Here is a 15946-nt window from a genome sequence, read left to right as displayed (position 1 = left end):
CGGAAGGCGAAGCCTTCCGGGCCCTTTGCAATGCAAGTATGCTTGCAAGTGCGTTTTAGCGCACCTGAGCGACGTAAGCGACGTTGGTCGAGGAGACCTTGTCCTCGAGCTGGACGCTCATGCGGGGATCGCCGGCGGTAGCGACGGTCAGGTCGCCGGCCTCGACGTAGCCGAGCTCCTTAGCGGTCTCGATCGCCTTGACGATCGTGCCGTTGACGGTGCCCTGGGTAATCTCGGCCTGATGCGGGATAACGCCCCAGTACATGATCATCTGCTGGACGGCCCACTCGTGGCGGGAGAACGCGCAGATCGGCATGTTGGGACGGAAGTGCGAAATCAGGCGAGCGGTACGACCGGTGGTCGTCGGCACGGTGATGCACTTGGCGCCAACGGTGGTGGCCATGTTCACAGCGGACATACCCACAACGTTGTTGACGACGCGGGTGCCATGAGCGTCGGCCGGAACCTCGAGCGGAGCGTGGGCCGGGAGGTACTTCTCGGTCTCGAGAGCAATGCTGGCCTGCATCTTGACGGCCTCGACCGGGTACTTACCGGCAGCGGACTCGCCAGAGAGCATAACGGCGTCGGTGCCGTCGTAGATGGCGTTAGCAACGTCGGCAACCTCGGCGCGCGTCGGGCGCGGGTTCTGCTGCATGGAGTCGAGCATCTGCGTAGCGGTGATAACGGGCTTGTAGGCCGCGTTGCACTTGGCGATGATCTCCTTCTGGATGTGCGGAACGAGCTCGGGCTTGATCTCGATGCCCAGGTCGCCACGGGCGACCATGATGCCGTCGGAAGCCTCGAGGATCTCGTCGAAGTTCTCGACGCCCAGGGCGCACTCGATCTTCGGGAAGATCGTCACGTGCTCGCCACCGTTCTCGCGGCAAAGCTCGCGGATGCCGCGGACGGACTCGCCGTCACGGATGAAGGAAGCGGCGATGTAGTCGATGTTCTCGGTCAGGCCAAAGAGGATGTCCTGACGATCGCGCTCGGTGATGGCGGGCAGCGAGATGTTGACGTTGGGCATGTTGACGCCCTTGCGCTCGCCGATCAGGCCGTCGTTCTTAACGACGCAGGTCATGTCCTGGCCGTCGACGGACTCGACCTCGAGGGCAACCAGACCGTCATCGATCAGGATAAGGGAGCCCTTCTCGACCTCGGAGGGCAGAGCCAGGTAGTCGAGGGAGATGTGCTCAGCGGTGCCGTGGAAATCCTCGGACGTGGGCTGGGCGGTGACGACGATCTTATCGCCGGTCTTGACGGCAACCTTCTTGCCATCGACCAGAAGGCCGGTGCGGACCTCGGGGCCCTTGGTGTCGAGCAGGATGCCGACGGGCAGACCGAGCTCCTTGGAAATACGACGGACGCGCTCGATGCGACCGTGGTGCTCGTCGTAGGATCCGTGCGAGAAGTTAAAACGGGCGACGTTCATGCCCGCCTTGATCATCTCGCGGATGGTCTCGTCGCTATCGCAGGCGGGACCCATGGTGCATACAATCTTGGTGCGCTTGTACATTCAGACCTCCATCTGACATCGTCTTGCGCTGATAGATAAACCATAAGAAATAAAACTGAGATGATTATAACGAAATGCCGACCGAATACCCCAAAAAATCGACCGTATGCCGAATTAGAAGTTCATTTTTTGCGGAAAACGGTATATGCAAAAACTTTACCAACCGTTCTAACCGCTGCTATCTGGGCGATATTTTAGTTCGATGATGCGCCGAAGAAAAAACGTTTTATCAATCTTGAGCATCACACTGTCTGCACCGTTGCGCCTGTGCCGTGTTTCCAGATGGAATGTTTTGGCTAGACGCGTCGCTTTGGGGTACCATAGCTCCACTATCAACTGCCGCTCAGCACGGCAGCCTTGATGAGCCCTTGCCCTTCTCCTGGGAATTATGATCGGGCATCAATCTGCTGAGTGGCCCGAATCCCAGGAGGGGACTCTATATGCAAAAGGAATACCTGTCCGCCGCGGCGGAGGTGCTCAGCGACCAGGGTGTCGATGAGAACCTTGGCCTGAGCAACGACGAGGCGTCGTCGCGCCTCGCCAAGACAGGCCCTAACAAGCTTGAGGAAGCCGAGAAGACTCCGCTGTGGAAGCGCTTCTTTGAGCAGATGGCAGACCCCATGGTCATCATGCTGATTGTTGCCGCCGTCATCAGCGCGCTCACGGGCATGGTCAAGGGCGAGCCCGATTTTGCCGACGTCGCCATTATCATGTTCGTCGTTATCGTCAACTCGGTGCTGGGCGTGGTCCAGGAGGCCAAGAGCGAGGAGGCCCTCGAGGCCCTGCAGGAAATGAGCGCGGCGCAGTCCAAGGTGCTGCGCGACGGCAAGCTCGTGCACCTGCCGAGCGCCGAGCTCGTCCCCGGCGACGTGATCATGCTCGAGGCGGGCGACTCCGTCCCGGCCGACTGCCGCGTGCTCGAGAGCGCCACGATGAAGATCGAAGAGGCCGCACTGACCGGCGAGTCCGTGCCGGTCGAGAAGCACACCAACGTGATTGAGCTTGCTGCGGGCACTGACGACGTGCCGCTCGGCGACCGCAAGAACATGTGCTACATGGGCTCTACCGTGGTGTACGGTCGCGGTCGCGCCGTCGTGGTCGGCACCGGCATGAACACCGAGATGGGCAAGATCGCCGGCGCTCTGGCCGAGGCCAAGGAAGAGCTCACGCCGCTGCAGGTGAAGCTTGCCGAGCTCAGCCGTATCCTCACCATCATGGTGATCGTCATCTGCGTCGTGATCTTTGGTGTTGATATCCTCCGCCACGGCGTGGGCAACGTCCTTACCGACCCGACTGCCCTGCTCGATACCTTTATGGTTGCCGTCTCGCTCGCCGTCGCCGCTATCCCCGAGGGCTTGGTCGCCGTCGTGACCATCGTCCTTTCGCTCGGCGTGACCAAGATGGCCAAGCGCCAGGCGATCATCCGCAAGCTTTCTGCTGTCGAGACACTCGGCTGCACGCAGACCATCTGCTCCGACAAGACCGGCACCCTTACCCAGAACAAGATGACTGTCGTCAAGCACGAGCTCGCTGCGCCCAAGGAGAAGTTCTTGGCCGGTATGGCACTGTGCTCCGATGCCCAGTGGGACGAGGAACTGGGTGAGGCCGTGGGCGAGCCGACCGAGTGTGCACTCGTCAACGATGCCGGCAAGGCTGGTCTTACTGGCCTGACTGCCGAGCACCCGCGCGTGGGCGAGGCTCCGTTCGACTCGGGCCGCAAGATGATGTCCGTGGTTGTCGAGACCCTGGACGGCGAGTACGAGCAGTACACCAAGGGCGCGCCCGACGTGGTGATCGGCCTGTGCACCCATATCTACGAGGGCGATAAGGTCGTCCCCCTGACCGAGGAGCGCCGCGCCGAGCTCGTGGCAGCCAACAAGGCCATGGCCGACGAGGCCCTGCGCGTGCTGGCGCTGGCGAGCCGCACCTACACCGAGGTTCCCGTCGACTGCAGCCCCGCTGCGCTCGAGCATGACCTGGTCTTTTGCGGCCTGTCCGGCATGATCGACCCGGTCCGCCCCGAGGTCGCCGACGCCATCCGCGAGGCCCACAACGCCGGCATCCGCACTGTCATGATTACGGGCGACCACATCGACACCGCCGTGGCCATCGCCAAGCAGCTGAGCATTGTCGCCGATCGCAGCCAGGCTATCACCGGTGCCGACCTCGATCGCATGAGCGACGAGGAACTCGACGCACACATCGAGGATTACGGCGTGTACGCCCGCGTCCAGCCTGAGCACAAGACCCGCATCGTCGAGGCTTGGAAGTCGCGCGACCAGATCGTGGCCATGACGGGCGACGGCGTCAACGACGCCCCGTCCATCAAGCGCGCCGACATCGGCGTGGGCATGGGCATCACCGGTACCGACGTCACCAAGAACGTCGCCGACATGGTGCTCGCCGACGATAACTTCGCCACCATCATCGGTGCCTGCGAAGAGGGCCGTCGCATCTACGACAACATCCGCAAGGTCATCCAGTTCCTGCTTTCGGCCAACCTTGCCGAGGTGTTCTCGGTGTTTATCGCCACGCTTATCGGCTTTACCATCTTCCAGCCGGTGCAGCTGCTGTGGGTGAACCTGGTCACCGACTGTTTCCCCGCGCTCGCGCTGGGCATGGAGGACGCCGAGGGCGACATCATGAAGCGCAAACCGCGCAACGCCAAGGACGGTGTCTTTGCCGGACATATGGGTCTGGACTGCGTGGTCCAGGGTCTGATCATCACCGTGCTGGTGCTGGCGAGCTTCTTTGTGGGCGTGTACTTTGACATGGGCTACATCCACATCGCCGATATGATCGCCGGCAATGCCGACGAGGAAGGCGTGATGATGGCGTTCATCACGCTCAACATGGTCGAGATTTTCCACTGCTTCAATATGCGCAGCCGTCGTGCGTCGCTGTTCACCATGAAGAAGCAGAACAAGTGGCTGTGGGCTTCTGCCGCGTTGGCACTGGTGCTGACGGTGATCGTGACCGTGCAGCCGACGCTTGCCGAGATGTTCTTTGGCCCCGTGACGCTTGAGCTCAAGGGCGTTCTTGCCGCGCTGGGCCTGGCCTTCCTGATCATCCCGCTGATGGAGATCTACAAGGCGATCATGCGCGCGGTCGAAAAAGAGTAGGTCGAAAGGCCATCCCTCCCACCGGCCCGACCGCCTGCGGGGTTTCTTCTTCGCTGGTCCTCGCGCTTCGCGCTGCGGGATCGCTCAGAAGAAACCCCTCTCGGCGGTCGGGCCTTCGGACAACCTCTCGGGACCGTAAGCTGAGGGAAAGTTTGTGAGCCGATCGAGCGTTTGCCCGGCCAGCTCTTTTTGATTTAGGGCTTTGCCCGGCCAGCTCTTTTTGATTTAAAATACCTGCTCAGTTGTGATTTGTGGTGCTGGGAGGCGCTTGTGGGCAAGGCTAAGGCTAAAGCGAAGAAAAAGACGACGGGGGCGCGGGCTAAGCGCGATCGTCGTCGGAAGCTCGCGACCGAAGCCCCCGCGTCTGCCGAGGAGCTGCTGGCAAACGTGCCGGGACTTGACGCGCTGCAGGATGTTCCGGCGTTCGATGACCTGCCGGTCGATGAAGCTCAGCAGGCGGCATTTGACGACTTTTGCGCACATGTCGAGGAGCCCGAGCAGATGCGGCTGGGTGCCGTGGTGCGCTTGGATCGCGGGTTTCCGCTGGTGGCGACTGCCGACGATACCTTCCGCGCCGAGCATGCCGTGGGGTTTGCCAAGTCGCGCGGCGAGGACGAGGTCCTGCTGCCTGCCGTGGGCGACCGTGTGGCGGTGCGCCGCGCTCCCGGGCACGATATGGGCGTGATTGAGTGCGTGCTGCCGCGCCGTACGAGCTTTGAGCGTTGGCGCGGCCGTGCCCGTGGAGAGCGCCAGGTGCTCTGCTCCAACGTGGATAGCGTGCTAATCGTGCAGGCGCTCGGTGCCGGTGAGGTGCTGCTCGACCGCGTGGCGCGCTCGCTGGTGTTGGCGCTCGACTGCGATGCCGAGCCGGTGGTGGTGCTCACCAAAGCTGACCGCTGCGATGCCGAGGAGCTCGAGCGCGATCTGGACCGCGTGCGCCGCCTGGTGGGTCCGGACATGCGCGTGATCGTGACGTCCTCTGCCGAGGGGCGCGGCCTGGACGAGGTCCGTGTCTGCGTGCCTGCCGGGAGCTGCGCCATGATTCTGGGCGAGTCGGGTGCCGGCAAGTCGACGCTGCTCAATGCGCTGCTGGGCCACGATACGTTGGCGACTGGCGGTGTGCGCGAACGCGACGACCAGGGCCGTCACACTACCGTCGCGCGCGTGATGGTGGCACTGCCGGGCGACGCCGGCGTGATCGCCGATGCCCCGGGCCTGCGCAGCTTACCGCTCGTGGGTCACGAGCGGGGTCTGGCGCGCGCCTTCCCCGAGATTGTCGAGGCATCGCGCGCGTGCCGGTTTGGCGACTGCACGCATACCCACGAACCGGGCTGCGCCGTTCGCGAGGCCGAGGACGCCGGGCAGATCGACAGTCTGCGTCTAGAAACGTTCCAAAACTTGGCGTCATCCATGCGCGTGAGCGCTCAAATGCTCGATCCCGATGTCCATCTGTAATTGATTTTTCCTATGACAGCCGTCTCCCAACTGTTCGGGAGACGGCTTTTTTGCTGCGGAAAAGCCTCGAAACATGCAGTTTGCTGACGTGCTGACCAAAACCTTGCCACGAGCTTGACGGGCTGGTCAGCTTTTGGTCAGCGATTGGTTTGACATCGAAAACCAAGATCGCGATTGCGCCGCTTTGCGCTCTGACCGCCCAGACAATGGTGGTACGGGCATTCGCCCGGCACTGCCATGAGAGGAGCGGCCGTGAACAAGAGCAAGCGCATCGCTATCAGTCTGGTCGCGGGCGTGCTCGCTGCTCTGCTCTGCATGGTTTACGGCTCGTCGATCCGCTCGCAAGCCGAACAGGTCCAGGCTGAGACCTTGGCCAAGTACGGTGGCGATCGCGTCGAGGTATGCGTCGCGGCGCGCGATATCGATGTGGGCGAGACCCTCGATGAGACCAATGTCATAACCCAGGAATGGCTGACGAGCCTGTTGCCGCGTGACGCGGCGACCGAGCTGCGCCAGGTGCGCGGCGACGTGACGACTTCGCGTATTCCCAAAAACGCCGTGATCTGCAATGTCTACACCAAGGCCGAGAGTCACAAGCTCGAGGTGCCTAAGGGCAAGGTCGCCGTTTCGGTGGCGGTCGATGCCGAGCACTCGGTCGGCGGTGCTACGGGCGTGGGCAGCTACGTGGATGTGTATGTGCAAAAAGACGGCGTAACCGATCGGTTGTGCGGCGCGTACGTGATCGATACCAGTGAAGATTCCGGTGCCACGCGCGAGGGCAAGATCGAATGGGTGACGCTGGCGGCTGACCCCGAAGACGTCAAGGAACTGCTGGGGGCATCGGGCAAGGGAACGGTCAGCATGACGATTCCCTCCACGGCGCGCGGCAAAAAGAGCGGAGGCGACGAGTGATGAAGGCGATCTGGCTTGCGTGCTGCGCGTGCGGCGATTACGGGCTGTTGCAGCGGGAAGTCGAGGGCCGTGATACGGGTGCACAGGTGCTTCGCGTGGGTGACCTGGACGGGCTGGTTTCCATGGCGCGGGCGTTTCCGTCGCGCCGCGGGGCTGCCATCATCGCGGCGTCTCTGTTTGATACCGAAGATGTGCGCAAGACTGTTGCGCGCCTGACGGCCGAAGGCCGCGTGAGTCGCGTGGTCGTGTTGATAGAAGCACTCGATCCATCGGATATCGAGGGGCTGTTTCGCGCAGGGGCGACCGAGGTCATCGCTGCGCACAGTATATGCGGCAACGGGCGCGCGGGCGAGGGAGCGGTTGATTCCGATCGGTGCATGACGATTGAGCCCGATGCTTTTGTTGATAGGGAACCCGGGGCGCCTCGCGCTACAAGAGGCCCGCGTGTTGATGATTATGGAAAAGCGGAAGCCGAGCATGGTCGGCGCCCCCGGAACCCCCTTGTATACGATGACGCTGGAGAGCCGGCGCAGCATGCTGGCGACTCCCCGGCTGTAGATATGGGATACGTGCACGGCGTGAATCTGGCGGATGAACTCGACGAAGTTGAGGGCTTTGCCGGGTGCGGCGAGTTGTCGCTGATGCAGCATGAGCAGATTGCACAGAACGAGCCTGCCTCGCAGACCGAACAAGCTGCCATGCCGGCTTGGACGCAGCGTGTGGTTGCGGCGGGGGAGACGGGGACGCTGTCACCGACGCCCGCCCCGCCGCCTCCGATGCCGCCGGCAGACGCTGCCGCTCCGCAGCATCGAGCTCCGGTCATCTGCGCCATTTCGGGTTCGGGCGGTTGCGGCAAGTCGACGATCATTGCCACCATGGCACACACATCGTCGCTGTTGGGCTTGCGTGCCGCCGTGCTCGACCTGGACCTGATGTTTGGAAACCTTTACGACTTGTTAGGCGTCGATGCTCCGCGCGATATGGCGGCACTTATCGAGCCGTCGGTGGCGGGCGCGCTTGCCGAGCCGGATATCGTGGCCGCATCGATGCGCGTGGCGCCGGGCGTTACGCTCTGGGGTCCCGTCGCGGCGCCCGAGCAAGCCGAGCTCATGGCATGTCCGGTGGAGCTACTGCTTGATGTTCTGCGTCGCGAATCCGACGTGGTCTTTATCGATACCTCGGTCTTTTGGGGCGACGCCGTGGCGGCTGCGGTGGCGGCGAGCGACCGTTGCCTGATCGTTGGCGATGCTGCGGTGTCGTCCGCGACATCGGCGTCGCGCGTCATTGAACTGGCAAGTCGAGTAGGTGTGCCGCGCACGCGCATGAGCGCCGTGTTCAACCGGTTCGGTGCGCGCGGGGCAGACGAGGACGTCGCCATGCGCTTTGAGATTGCCTGTGCGTTGAGCTCCAAGATTCGTATCGCCGATGGCGGGCAGGATCTCGCCGCGCTCATGGCGTTTGGGCGCGCTGATGAGGCAGTGGGGCAGACCAGCGCTTTTGCGACCAGCGTGCGCGAGGCCACGCGCGAGATGCTCGTGGAACTGGGGTGCGCCGTCGGCCCTTGGAGCGATATGGTCGCCGACCGTGCAACGCGCACCGAACGCCCGCGTATCCGCCTTCCCTGGTCGCGCGAGGGTGATCAGCGATGAGCCTGCAAACGAGGATTAAGGCTGCCGGCGCTGCAGCGGGGGCAGCGCCTGTAGATGCGGGGCGTCGCCGCGCGGTGAAACGACGCACCAAGCGCGCCGTGATGGACCGCATGGGTTACGACGAAGTGGCGCGTATCAGCGCCTATATCGACCCGGCACTTGCCCGCTCGGAATTGCGTCCCGCGGTGGAGGCGGCGCTCAATGTTGAGGAGCCGACTGATCTCGCGACGTCCGAGCGCGAGACCATCATCGACGAGATTTTGGATGACGTGGTGGGCTTGGGGCCGTTGCAGCCGCTCATCGAGGACGACACCGTTACCGAGATCATGATTAACGGCTGCCGCTCGGCTTTCTTTGAACGCGGCGGCGTCTTGCACCCCATCGAGCATGCGTTTGAGGATGATGAGCAGATCCGTGTGCTTATCGACCGCATCATCTCGCCACTTGGCCGCCGTATCGACGAGCGCAGCCCCATCGTCAACGCCCGCCTCAAAACGGGCTATCGCGTCAACGCGGTGATTCCGCCTGTGGCGATTGACGGACCGATTCTCACCATCCGAAAGTTCTCGGACCGCATCTGCTCGCTGGACGAGCTTGTGGGGCTGGGGTCGCTGCCGCTTTGGTATGCGCAGCTGTTGTCGTGCGCGGTGTCGCTGCGACAGGACCTGGCGGTTGCGGGAGGCACGGGATCTGGTAAGACCACCCTGCTCAACGCGTTGTCATGTGAGATTTCCACCGGCGAGCGCATCGTGACGATCGAGGACTCTGCCGAGCTCAAGTTTGCGCATCATCCGCACGTGGTGCGTCTAGAGGCGCGCGAGGCTTCAATTGAGGGCGAGGGCGCGGTGACGATCCGCGACCTGGTGACCAATGCCCTGCGCATGCGCCCCGACCGCATCGTGGTGGGCGAGGTGCGCGGTGCCGAGTGCTGCGACATGTTGCAGGCCATGAATACGGGCCACGACGGGTCGCTCACCACACTTCATGCGGGTTCAGAACAGGAGACCGTGGTGCGTCTGACGTTGCTTGCGCGTTATGGCATCGATCTGCCGAGCGAGCTCATCGAGGAGCAGATTGCCATGGCGCTCGACGGCATCGTGATGTCTGAGCGCCACGCCGATGGCAGGCGTTTCGTCTCCTCGTATTCGGGGGTGCGTCGCGCCGCGTCGGGCGGCGTAGAGCTCGAGCGCTATGTGACTTTCGATGCCGCCGAGCGCACCTGGACGCTTGACCGCGAGCCGCCGTTTATCGCAGAAGGCCTGCGGTCGGGGACGCTCACACAAGAGGAGGTGGACGAATGGAGGTCGCTGTGCCCCTCGTCGTAGGGGGTTTGGCAGGGTTTTCTGTTGCGACGGCGTGCGGGGCGGAACCTCGTGTGCCGCAGGTGCCGCCGGCGGAGCTGGCGCGTCAGGCGCTCGAGACGGTGGCAGAGAAGCTGCCGCGTGAGCTGGTGGAAAACGATTTGCTGAAAAAGATTGCCCGTTCGTGGGCATCGCTGGCTCCGGCGCGTCGCCTTGACCTCGTGATCGAGGATGCTTCGGGGCGTTTGGCGTTTCTGCTGCTATCGAGCGGTATCTGCTGCGTTTTACTAACGATGGTGTCGTTATCGCCCCTCGGATTTGCCTTGGGACTTGTTGCTCCGATTGCCGTTGGCGCCGCTCGGGATGGCTTTGAGAGCCGGCGCGAGCAACACGATGCAGAAGAGGCCATGCCCGAGGCGTTTACCGCACTTTCCATGTCGCTTGCCTCGGGACATTCGCTGGCCCAGGGCATGCGCTTTGTGGGCGCTCATGCGCAAGAGCCGGTACATACCGAGTTTTTGCGGGTAGCGGCGGCGATCGATTGCGGCATCTCGGCGACCGACGCGCTCGATGACTTGCTCGTGCGCATCGACGCCCCCGGTCTTTCGCTTGTGACCTTGGCGCTTAAGGTGTCACAGCGCACCGGCGCTCCGCTTGCCGACTTGCTGTCCGAGGCGTCGAGCATGGTAGGGGAGCGCATTGAGCTCAAGCGCCGCCTGGATGTTAAGACGTCACAGGCGCGTATGTCGGCACACATGGTCGCGGCGATGCCGGCGGGCATGTGCGCGGTGTTGGCGCTGCTTTCGGCAGATTATCGTCGCGGTCTTGCGACGCCTGCCGGTGCGGGCGCTGTGGTGCTGGGTCTAGCCCTCAACGTCGTTGCCCTGGTGGTTATCCGGCGCATTATGCGGGTGGAGCTATGAGCGCCCCAGTTGCAGTTGCGGCTTGCCTGTGCGCCCTGAGTGTATTTGTCGCGACGGGTTTAGATCGGGCGGATGCGCGCAAGATCGCAGGGGCCTGCAAGCGCGAGGCGGTGCTGGTCGCTGCCGCGGGTCGCTCGGTGGTCGATGCCCTGACCGCGCGAGTGAAGGGCGCGGTTGGAGCGGGCGGCCCGGCGCGAGTTTCGCTCGGCGAAGTGTCCGAGATGATCGATGTTGTGCGCTTGGGTCTTTCGGCCGGTCTTTCGTTTGGTGCAGCGCTTGAGATTTTCTGCGCCAACCGCCGGTCAGTGCTGGCTCTTCGCCTTGAGCGGGCCTGCATGGCGTGGCAGGTGGGCGTGGGCACGCGTGAGGACGAGTTGTTGGCCGCCGCGCGCGACCTGGACGTGCGAGCGCTCGAGACCTTTGCCATTACGGTGGGGCAGGCACTCGCCCTGGGTGCCCCACTTGCCGAGACGCTGGCCGCTCAAAGTCGCGAGATCCGTGCGGCTCATCGCGCCGCGGTCGAGCGCGAGATTGAGCGTGCGCCCGTCAAGCTGCTGATTCCCACCGGCACGCTCATCTTGCCGGCGTTGCTTCTGTCCATATTGGGCCCGCTGCTGGGAGCAGGCGGGATGATGTAGGGAGGAATACATGAACACGATGACTGACGCTGCTGGCAAGGTCCAGGGCTGGGCGTTTTGCCGGGCGATTCGCGCTCGCCAGCATGCCAAGGAGCTGTTGCAGGAGGAGAGCGCGCAGGGTACCACCGAGTACGCCATTTTGGTGGGTGTGCTTGTGGTGATCGCGATTATTGCCATCGTTGCATTTAAAGGCAAGGTCCAAGATCTATGGAACGCTATCAGCGAGGGCATAAACAGCCTGTAGAGGGCGAGCGCCCCATCGGGGTGCTGCTGGTGTTTGCTTGCCTGACCGTGGCGATAGCGGCGGTGCTTTGGGGGCTTAACGCCGCGCGGCAGCAGCGTCCTGGGGCCGCCTTCGATTCGGGCTCAGATTCGGCGGTGGCGTCTCAAAAAGATGAGATGCGAGATGCGGACGATTCGGATGTCGCTGTCACGGCGCAAACCTTTCTGCGGACGCTCGACAAGCGGTCTGGCACTGCGACGGATTCGCCTGAGGACAACGCGATTGCGGTCCGGCTTGCATGGTCCGAGGACCGACCGATGACCGAGGCAGCGGCGGATATGTTACGCGCCTACCGCGAGGTGCCAACGGCCCAGCTCGCCCTGAGCGGCTATCTCGATATTAAGGGCAACGTATGGGGCGCCATCGTGCGCGATGGGCGCGGCTGGGTCGATATGGTGACGGTTGCCGCGGATGCTGGCGATGCTTCGTGTCGTCTGCGCGCGGTGCGCCTGGTCCCGCAAACAATAAGCTCAAAGGAGGGATCGTGAAATGCATGGCGTTCTGCGTGAAGAGGTTGCCCAAGCGACTGTGGAATACGCCATCGTCACGGTGGCGCTGCTATCGATCGTGCTGGCGATTGCGGGACTTTGGCGTGCTGGCACCGATGGACGCTTGGCAGCGCTGGTTGAGCGGGCGGCATCCCATGGCGTTGCCTCGATGTCGGTTATCGACGCCGCCGCGGGCGCTAAGGACATCGCGTTGTATTGATATCGCGCGCGAGGACCGGGCGCAGTCTACGGTCGAGGCTGCTTTTTTGCTGCCGACGTTTCTGACGCTCATCCTTCTCGCACTGCAACCGGTGTGCCTGCTTTATACGCGCGCGGTCATGGAGTCTGCCGCCGCCGAGACCGCGCGGCTCATGACCACGACGACGGCGGAGGACGACGATCTTAAGGAGTTCACCCGCCGCCGGCTTGCCGCAGTGCCCAACGTTTCGATCTTTCATGCCGGCGGGCCGTTGTCGTGGGATATCGAGCTTGGCCGGGCCGGTGCGGGTGGCGTCTCGTCCGTGTCCGTTTCCGGCGAGGTCAAGCCGTTGCCTGTGATCGGTGCGTTTGCGCAGGCTATGGGTGGTACCGCCGAGGGCGGCTACGTTGAGCTCAAGGTCGATGTCTCGTATCAATCGCGTCCCGAATGGCTGGAGGGAGATTATGATTCGTGGATTGTTGCATGGGATTAAGCGTTTCTGGTCTAGATGCGTTTTGACGCGCCGTCCGAGCTGCCATCGCAAACGAGGCGGCTTTATGGGCCGCGCCGGTGTCGATCTGTTTATCGAAGACGGTGCCTACACCACGCTTTCTTCTGCCGTGGTCATCCTAGTGGTGCTCACGTTGTTGTTTTCGTCGACCGCGGCGATATGGAGCATGTCGCGTGCCGGGGATACCCAGGTGGCGGCCGATAGCGGCGCGCTGGCGGGTGCCAACGTAGTGTCGTCCTATCACACGGCTGCCACGGTGGTTGATGCGAGCATCTTGAGTCTGGGGCTGGCGGGGTTTGCCACAATCGGGACGGGCCTGGTCGCCATCCTCATCCCAGGTGCCGAACCAGTTGCCGGCAATATGGTCGACACCGGGATTGAGATCATTAAAACGCGCAACAAGTTTGCCAAAAGCGCATCGGAAGGCTTACAGAAAATCGAGACGGCTCTGCCATATCTGATCGCCGCGCGTGCCACGCAGGCGGTGTCGGCGCAGGATACCGATAGTGTGGCCTATACCGGTACGGCGCTTGCCGTGCCCAGGACATCCGAATCGGACTTCGCTGCGCTCAAAGGGTCAGAGATCTCGACCGATACCATTAAAGACACATCAGATGATTTAGAGCGTGCGGCCGAGGAGCTGCGGAAGGCTTCTGAGGACACGGCGAAGGCTAAAGAGCGCGCTTGGCTGGCGGATTGTGGTGGATCGGTTCCGGCTTCGGTCGGTAGCTGTTCATGCATGTGGGAACGTGCGAGGAGTTTGGCAAAGCTCTCGGGTGAGCAGAACCCGCATTATGCCTCGAGCATTTCGTGGGAGCCACAGGTGGCGTTCGACCGCGCGAAGACCTACTACCGTCAACGCCTGGCAGACGAAAAACCGCATGGTTCAAGCGTCGAGACGAAGGCGGAGTCGGCGGCGCGCAAGGCGTTTTACACCTATGCGAGTACAGAGGTCAATCGTGCATATGTAACCGAGGACGGAGATGAAGTCGCTTCCTATATCCCGCTGTTGCCGCGCAACACTGACGAGGTGCGAGCGACGGAACTCTATACCGATACGGTGTGGCCAACCAGTGCCATCGATGGCAAGACGTATCTGCATTACGGAACGAGTTGCCCCAACTATAAGAAGGGGGCGCCATGCGGGCTGGCCTCGGTTGCTGCTTATGACGGGCAGGACAAATGCAATAGATGCCATTTTGGTGTTTCGTCGCTCGGTGCCGTTGCGGCTCCTTCGACTTCTATCGAAAACGGCTTTGAGTACCACTTTGATCGATTCAAAGAGGCCCTGGAAGACTACGTCGAATGCCGCAACAAAGAGTTCGAGCTCGAGCGTCAGACCGAGGACGAGGCCGACCGTGCAGGCAATGCGTTTGACCAGGCCATCAAGGAGCTTTCCGGCGAGCGCCCGCGTATCGCCCCACCTGGCCGCAACGGCGTGGTCGCCTTTGCAGTTTCGGGTGACATTACCAGCCCCGATCAACTTAACTCCTCGTTTAACGCGGCAGTCAGGCTTGGCGATCGCGGTGCTATCTCTGCCGCGGTGCTGGCGCCCGATGAGGCGACGGCGCAAAACAACGTGCTTTCGCGATTTTTCTCGACATTGAAGGAACGCTCGGGCGGCGTTGCCGGCGTGCTCGACGGCGTCATGGATGTTTGGGGACGGCTACTCGTGGGATACGGTGATATCCAAGGCTCAGCCGACGAACTTATGGACGAGATGATTAAAGGCCTAGGAGGGGGCAGCGGCGCGTTGGGCTCCATCGCATCGTGGCTCGGCGATACCGTTTCGGCGTCCGTGGCGGCGCTGGGTTTGGAACCGTGCGACTTGTGCCTGCGAAAACCGGTGCTGACCGATTCCGCCAATATCATTAAGAGTCCGGGGTCTGACATTGCGGGTCTCTCTCAAGCGCAAGACAAACTGCGAAGTATTCCGTTGGGCGTGACCGATCCCAAGGCGCTTTGCGAGGCGTTGGAATATCAAGTCGAACGCACCATTAGCGGTACGGTGTTTACACTTGCGGAGATTCCTCTGCCCGGCGGCGGCTCCATCCCGCTCACCGTCGATGTCGCCACGCTGGTTGGCGCTCTGGGCGGTGGGTCGTAATGAGTATCCGCATGCGTCTGCGCGAGGAGCGCGCCCAAGCGACGGTGGAGATGGCAGTGGTTACGCCCGTTTTGCTGGTGCTGGCACTCATCGTGTACAACGTCATGATCTTTGCCAGCGCTGTCGCGCGCTTCGACCGCGTGGTGCCCGACATCGTGCTAGCGCATGCCGTGGCGTCGGAGGGGGAGGGCGACGAAAGCTCTGCCGATGCCTCGGCGACGGTTCAGACTCAAATTCTGAATGCCATGGAAGGCTATGACTTACAGATCGAAGTGTCGAGCGAGCAAGGCGCGAAGGCATCGGATGGTGGCCTGCTCTCCCTATCCGGTACGTTTAGGACCTACACCTGCACCATGCACTATGAGCCGTGGCCGACTTCTCTCAGCATCGCTGGCGTTCCGCTGGGGGCGCCGACAACGTTGTCGCACGAGCGTGCGGTGACGGTCGATCCATGGCGTCCGGGGGTGGTCATGTGACCGCGGTCTCGTCCTACATCGCCTACGCGCGGGCACTCAATAGGCTGGGTTGGACGCCGGCCGAGTTTGTGGTGGCGGAGTCGTTTGTCGTGCGCCTGCGCGGCATGCTGGGACGGCGTCCGGTTGCCGCCAACGGCCTGCCGCTCGTCATGGCGTTTCCACGCTGCTCTTCGGTCCATACGTGTTTTATGGCCTATCCCATCGACATCGCCTTCATCGATCGCGACGGCAATATCCTCGCGCGCTACGAAAACGTCCGCCCTTGGCGCATGTGCTCCTGCCCCGGCGCCTGGGCCGTACTAGAGCGTCCTTCAATCATTGTTTCGACCCCTGCTCTCCAACGCGTGCCGGCTTAAGAATTGGCGA

General features: G+C 62.6%; 15 protein-coding genes. 14 read left to right on the top strand and 1 reads right to left on the bottom strand.

What is annotated here, in order from left to right; genetic code table 11:
• Nucleotides 1-55: 55 nt before the first annotated feature.
• Nucleotides 56-1516 carry a pyruvate kinase gene (gene pyk / locus PMX21_RS07830; protein ID WP_055250555.1) on the bottom strand — a complete coding sequence of 487 codons (1461 nt, stop codon included), beginning with the start codon at nucleotides 1514-1516 and terminating at the stop codon, nucleotides 56-58.
• A 440-nt stretch (nucleotides 1517-1956) separates the two neighbouring features.
• Between pyk and PMX21_RS07825 the strand changes: the two genes are divergently transcribed.
• The 14 genes from PMX21_RS07825 to PMX21_RS07760 all read left to right on the top strand — a co-directional run bounded on the left by PMX21_RS07825 (nucleotide 1957) and on the right by PMX21_RS07760 (nucleotide 15936).
• The gene (locus PMX21_RS07825) at nucleotides 1957-4638 is read left to right on the top strand and encodes a cation-translocating P-type ATPase (protein WP_271759039.1); all 2682 of its coding nucleotides are present in this window, start codon (nucleotides 1957-1959) and stop codon (nucleotides 4636-4638) included.
• A 501-nt stretch (nucleotides 4639-5139) separates the two neighbouring features.
• Nucleotides 5140-6093 (top strand): ribosome small subunit-dependent GTPase A, encoded by a 954-nt coding sequence (gene rsgA / locus PMX21_RS07820; protein ID WP_416378171.1) that lies wholly within the window; start codon nucleotides 5140-5142, stop codon nucleotides 6091-6093.
• Nucleotides 6094-6345: 252 nt separating this feature from the next.
• Nucleotides 6346-7005 (top strand): Flp pilus assembly protein CpaB, encoded by a 660-nt coding sequence (gene cpaB, locus PMX21_RS07815; RefSeq protein ID WP_271759037.1) that lies wholly within the window; start codon nucleotides 6346-6348, stop codon nucleotides 7003-7005.
• Complete coding sequence (locus PMX21_RS07810) at nucleotides 7005-8654, top strand: nucleotide-binding protein (RefSeq protein ID WP_215694877.1); 1650 nt, start codon at nucleotides 7005-7007, stop codon at nucleotides 8652-8654. Before cpaB ends, PMX21_RS07810 begins: the two co-directional genes overlap by 1 nt.
• Complete coding sequence (locus tag PMX21_RS07805) at nucleotides 8651-9979, top strand: CpaF family protein (RefSeq protein ID WP_215694878.1); 1329 nt, start codon at nucleotides 8651-8653, stop codon at nucleotides 9977-9979. Before PMX21_RS07810 ends, PMX21_RS07805 begins: the two co-directional genes overlap by 4 nt.
• Nucleotides 9952-10878, top strand: coding sequence for a type II secretion system F family protein (locus PMX21_RS07800; RefSeq protein ID WP_271759034.1), 927 nt, complete (start codon nucleotides 9952-9954; stop codon nucleotides 10876-10878). The genes PMX21_RS07805 and PMX21_RS07800 overlap by 28 nt, the downstream gene beginning before the upstream one ends.
• Nucleotides 10875-11516, top strand: coding sequence for a type II secretion system F family protein (locus PMX21_RS07795; protein ID WP_271759032.1), 642 nt, complete (start codon nucleotides 10875-10877; stop codon nucleotides 11514-11516). Before PMX21_RS07800 ends, PMX21_RS07795 begins: the two co-directional genes overlap by 4 nt.
• A gap of 10 nt (nucleotides 11517-11526) precedes the next feature.
• Nucleotides 11527-11760: a hypothetical protein gene (locus PMX21_RS07790; protein WP_271759030.1), complete on the top strand. Its 234-nt coding sequence runs from the start codon at nucleotides 11527-11529 to the stop codon at nucleotides 11758-11760.
• Entirely contained in the window at nucleotides 11724-12287 is a 564-nt protein-coding gene (locus tag PMX21_RS07785) for a hypothetical protein (RefSeq protein WP_271759028.1), read from the top strand. The genes PMX21_RS07790 and PMX21_RS07785 overlap by 37 nt, the downstream gene beginning before the upstream one ends.
• 1 nt (nucleotide 12288) lies before the next feature.
• The gene (locus tag PMX21_RS07780; protein WP_006235089.1) at nucleotides 12289-12507 is read left to right on the top strand and encodes a hypothetical protein; all 219 of its coding nucleotides are present in this window, start codon (nucleotides 12289-12291) and stop codon (nucleotides 12505-12507) included.
• A complete protein-coding gene (locus tag PMX21_RS07775; protein ID WP_271759026.1) occupies nucleotides 12443-12979 on the top strand; it encodes a TadE/TadG family type IV pilus assembly protein in 537 nt (178 codons plus the stop codon). The genes PMX21_RS07780 and PMX21_RS07775 overlap by 65 nt, the downstream gene beginning before the upstream one ends.
• Nucleotides 12951-15104, top strand: coding sequence for a hypothetical protein (locus tag PMX21_RS07770; RefSeq protein ID WP_271759024.1), 2154 nt, complete (start codon nucleotides 12951-12953; stop codon nucleotides 15102-15104). The genes PMX21_RS07775 and PMX21_RS07770 overlap by 29 nt, the downstream gene beginning before the upstream one ends.
• Nucleotides 15104-15580 carry a TadE/TadG family type IV pilus assembly protein gene (locus PMX21_RS07765; RefSeq protein WP_195919506.1) on the top strand — a complete coding sequence of 159 codons (477 nt, stop codon included), beginning with the start codon at nucleotides 15104-15106 and terminating at the stop codon, nucleotides 15578-15580. Before PMX21_RS07770 ends, PMX21_RS07765 begins: the two co-directional genes overlap by 1 nt.
• A complete protein-coding gene (locus PMX21_RS07760) occupies nucleotides 15577-15936 on the top strand; it encodes a DUF192 domain-containing protein (protein WP_271759022.1) in 360 nt (119 codons plus the stop codon). Before PMX21_RS07765 ends, PMX21_RS07760 begins: the two co-directional genes overlap by 4 nt.
• Nucleotides 15937-15946 lie beyond the last annotated feature (10 nt).

This window comes from Collinsella aerofaciens (assembly GCF_028209885.1).
Classification (GTDB): domain Bacteria; phylum Actinomycetota; class Coriobacteriia; order Coriobacteriales; family Coriobacteriaceae; genus Collinsella; species Collinsella aerofaciens_BA.
Note: the sequence above shows the minus strand (reverse complement) of the source record. Positions and strands in the feature narration are given on the sequence as shown.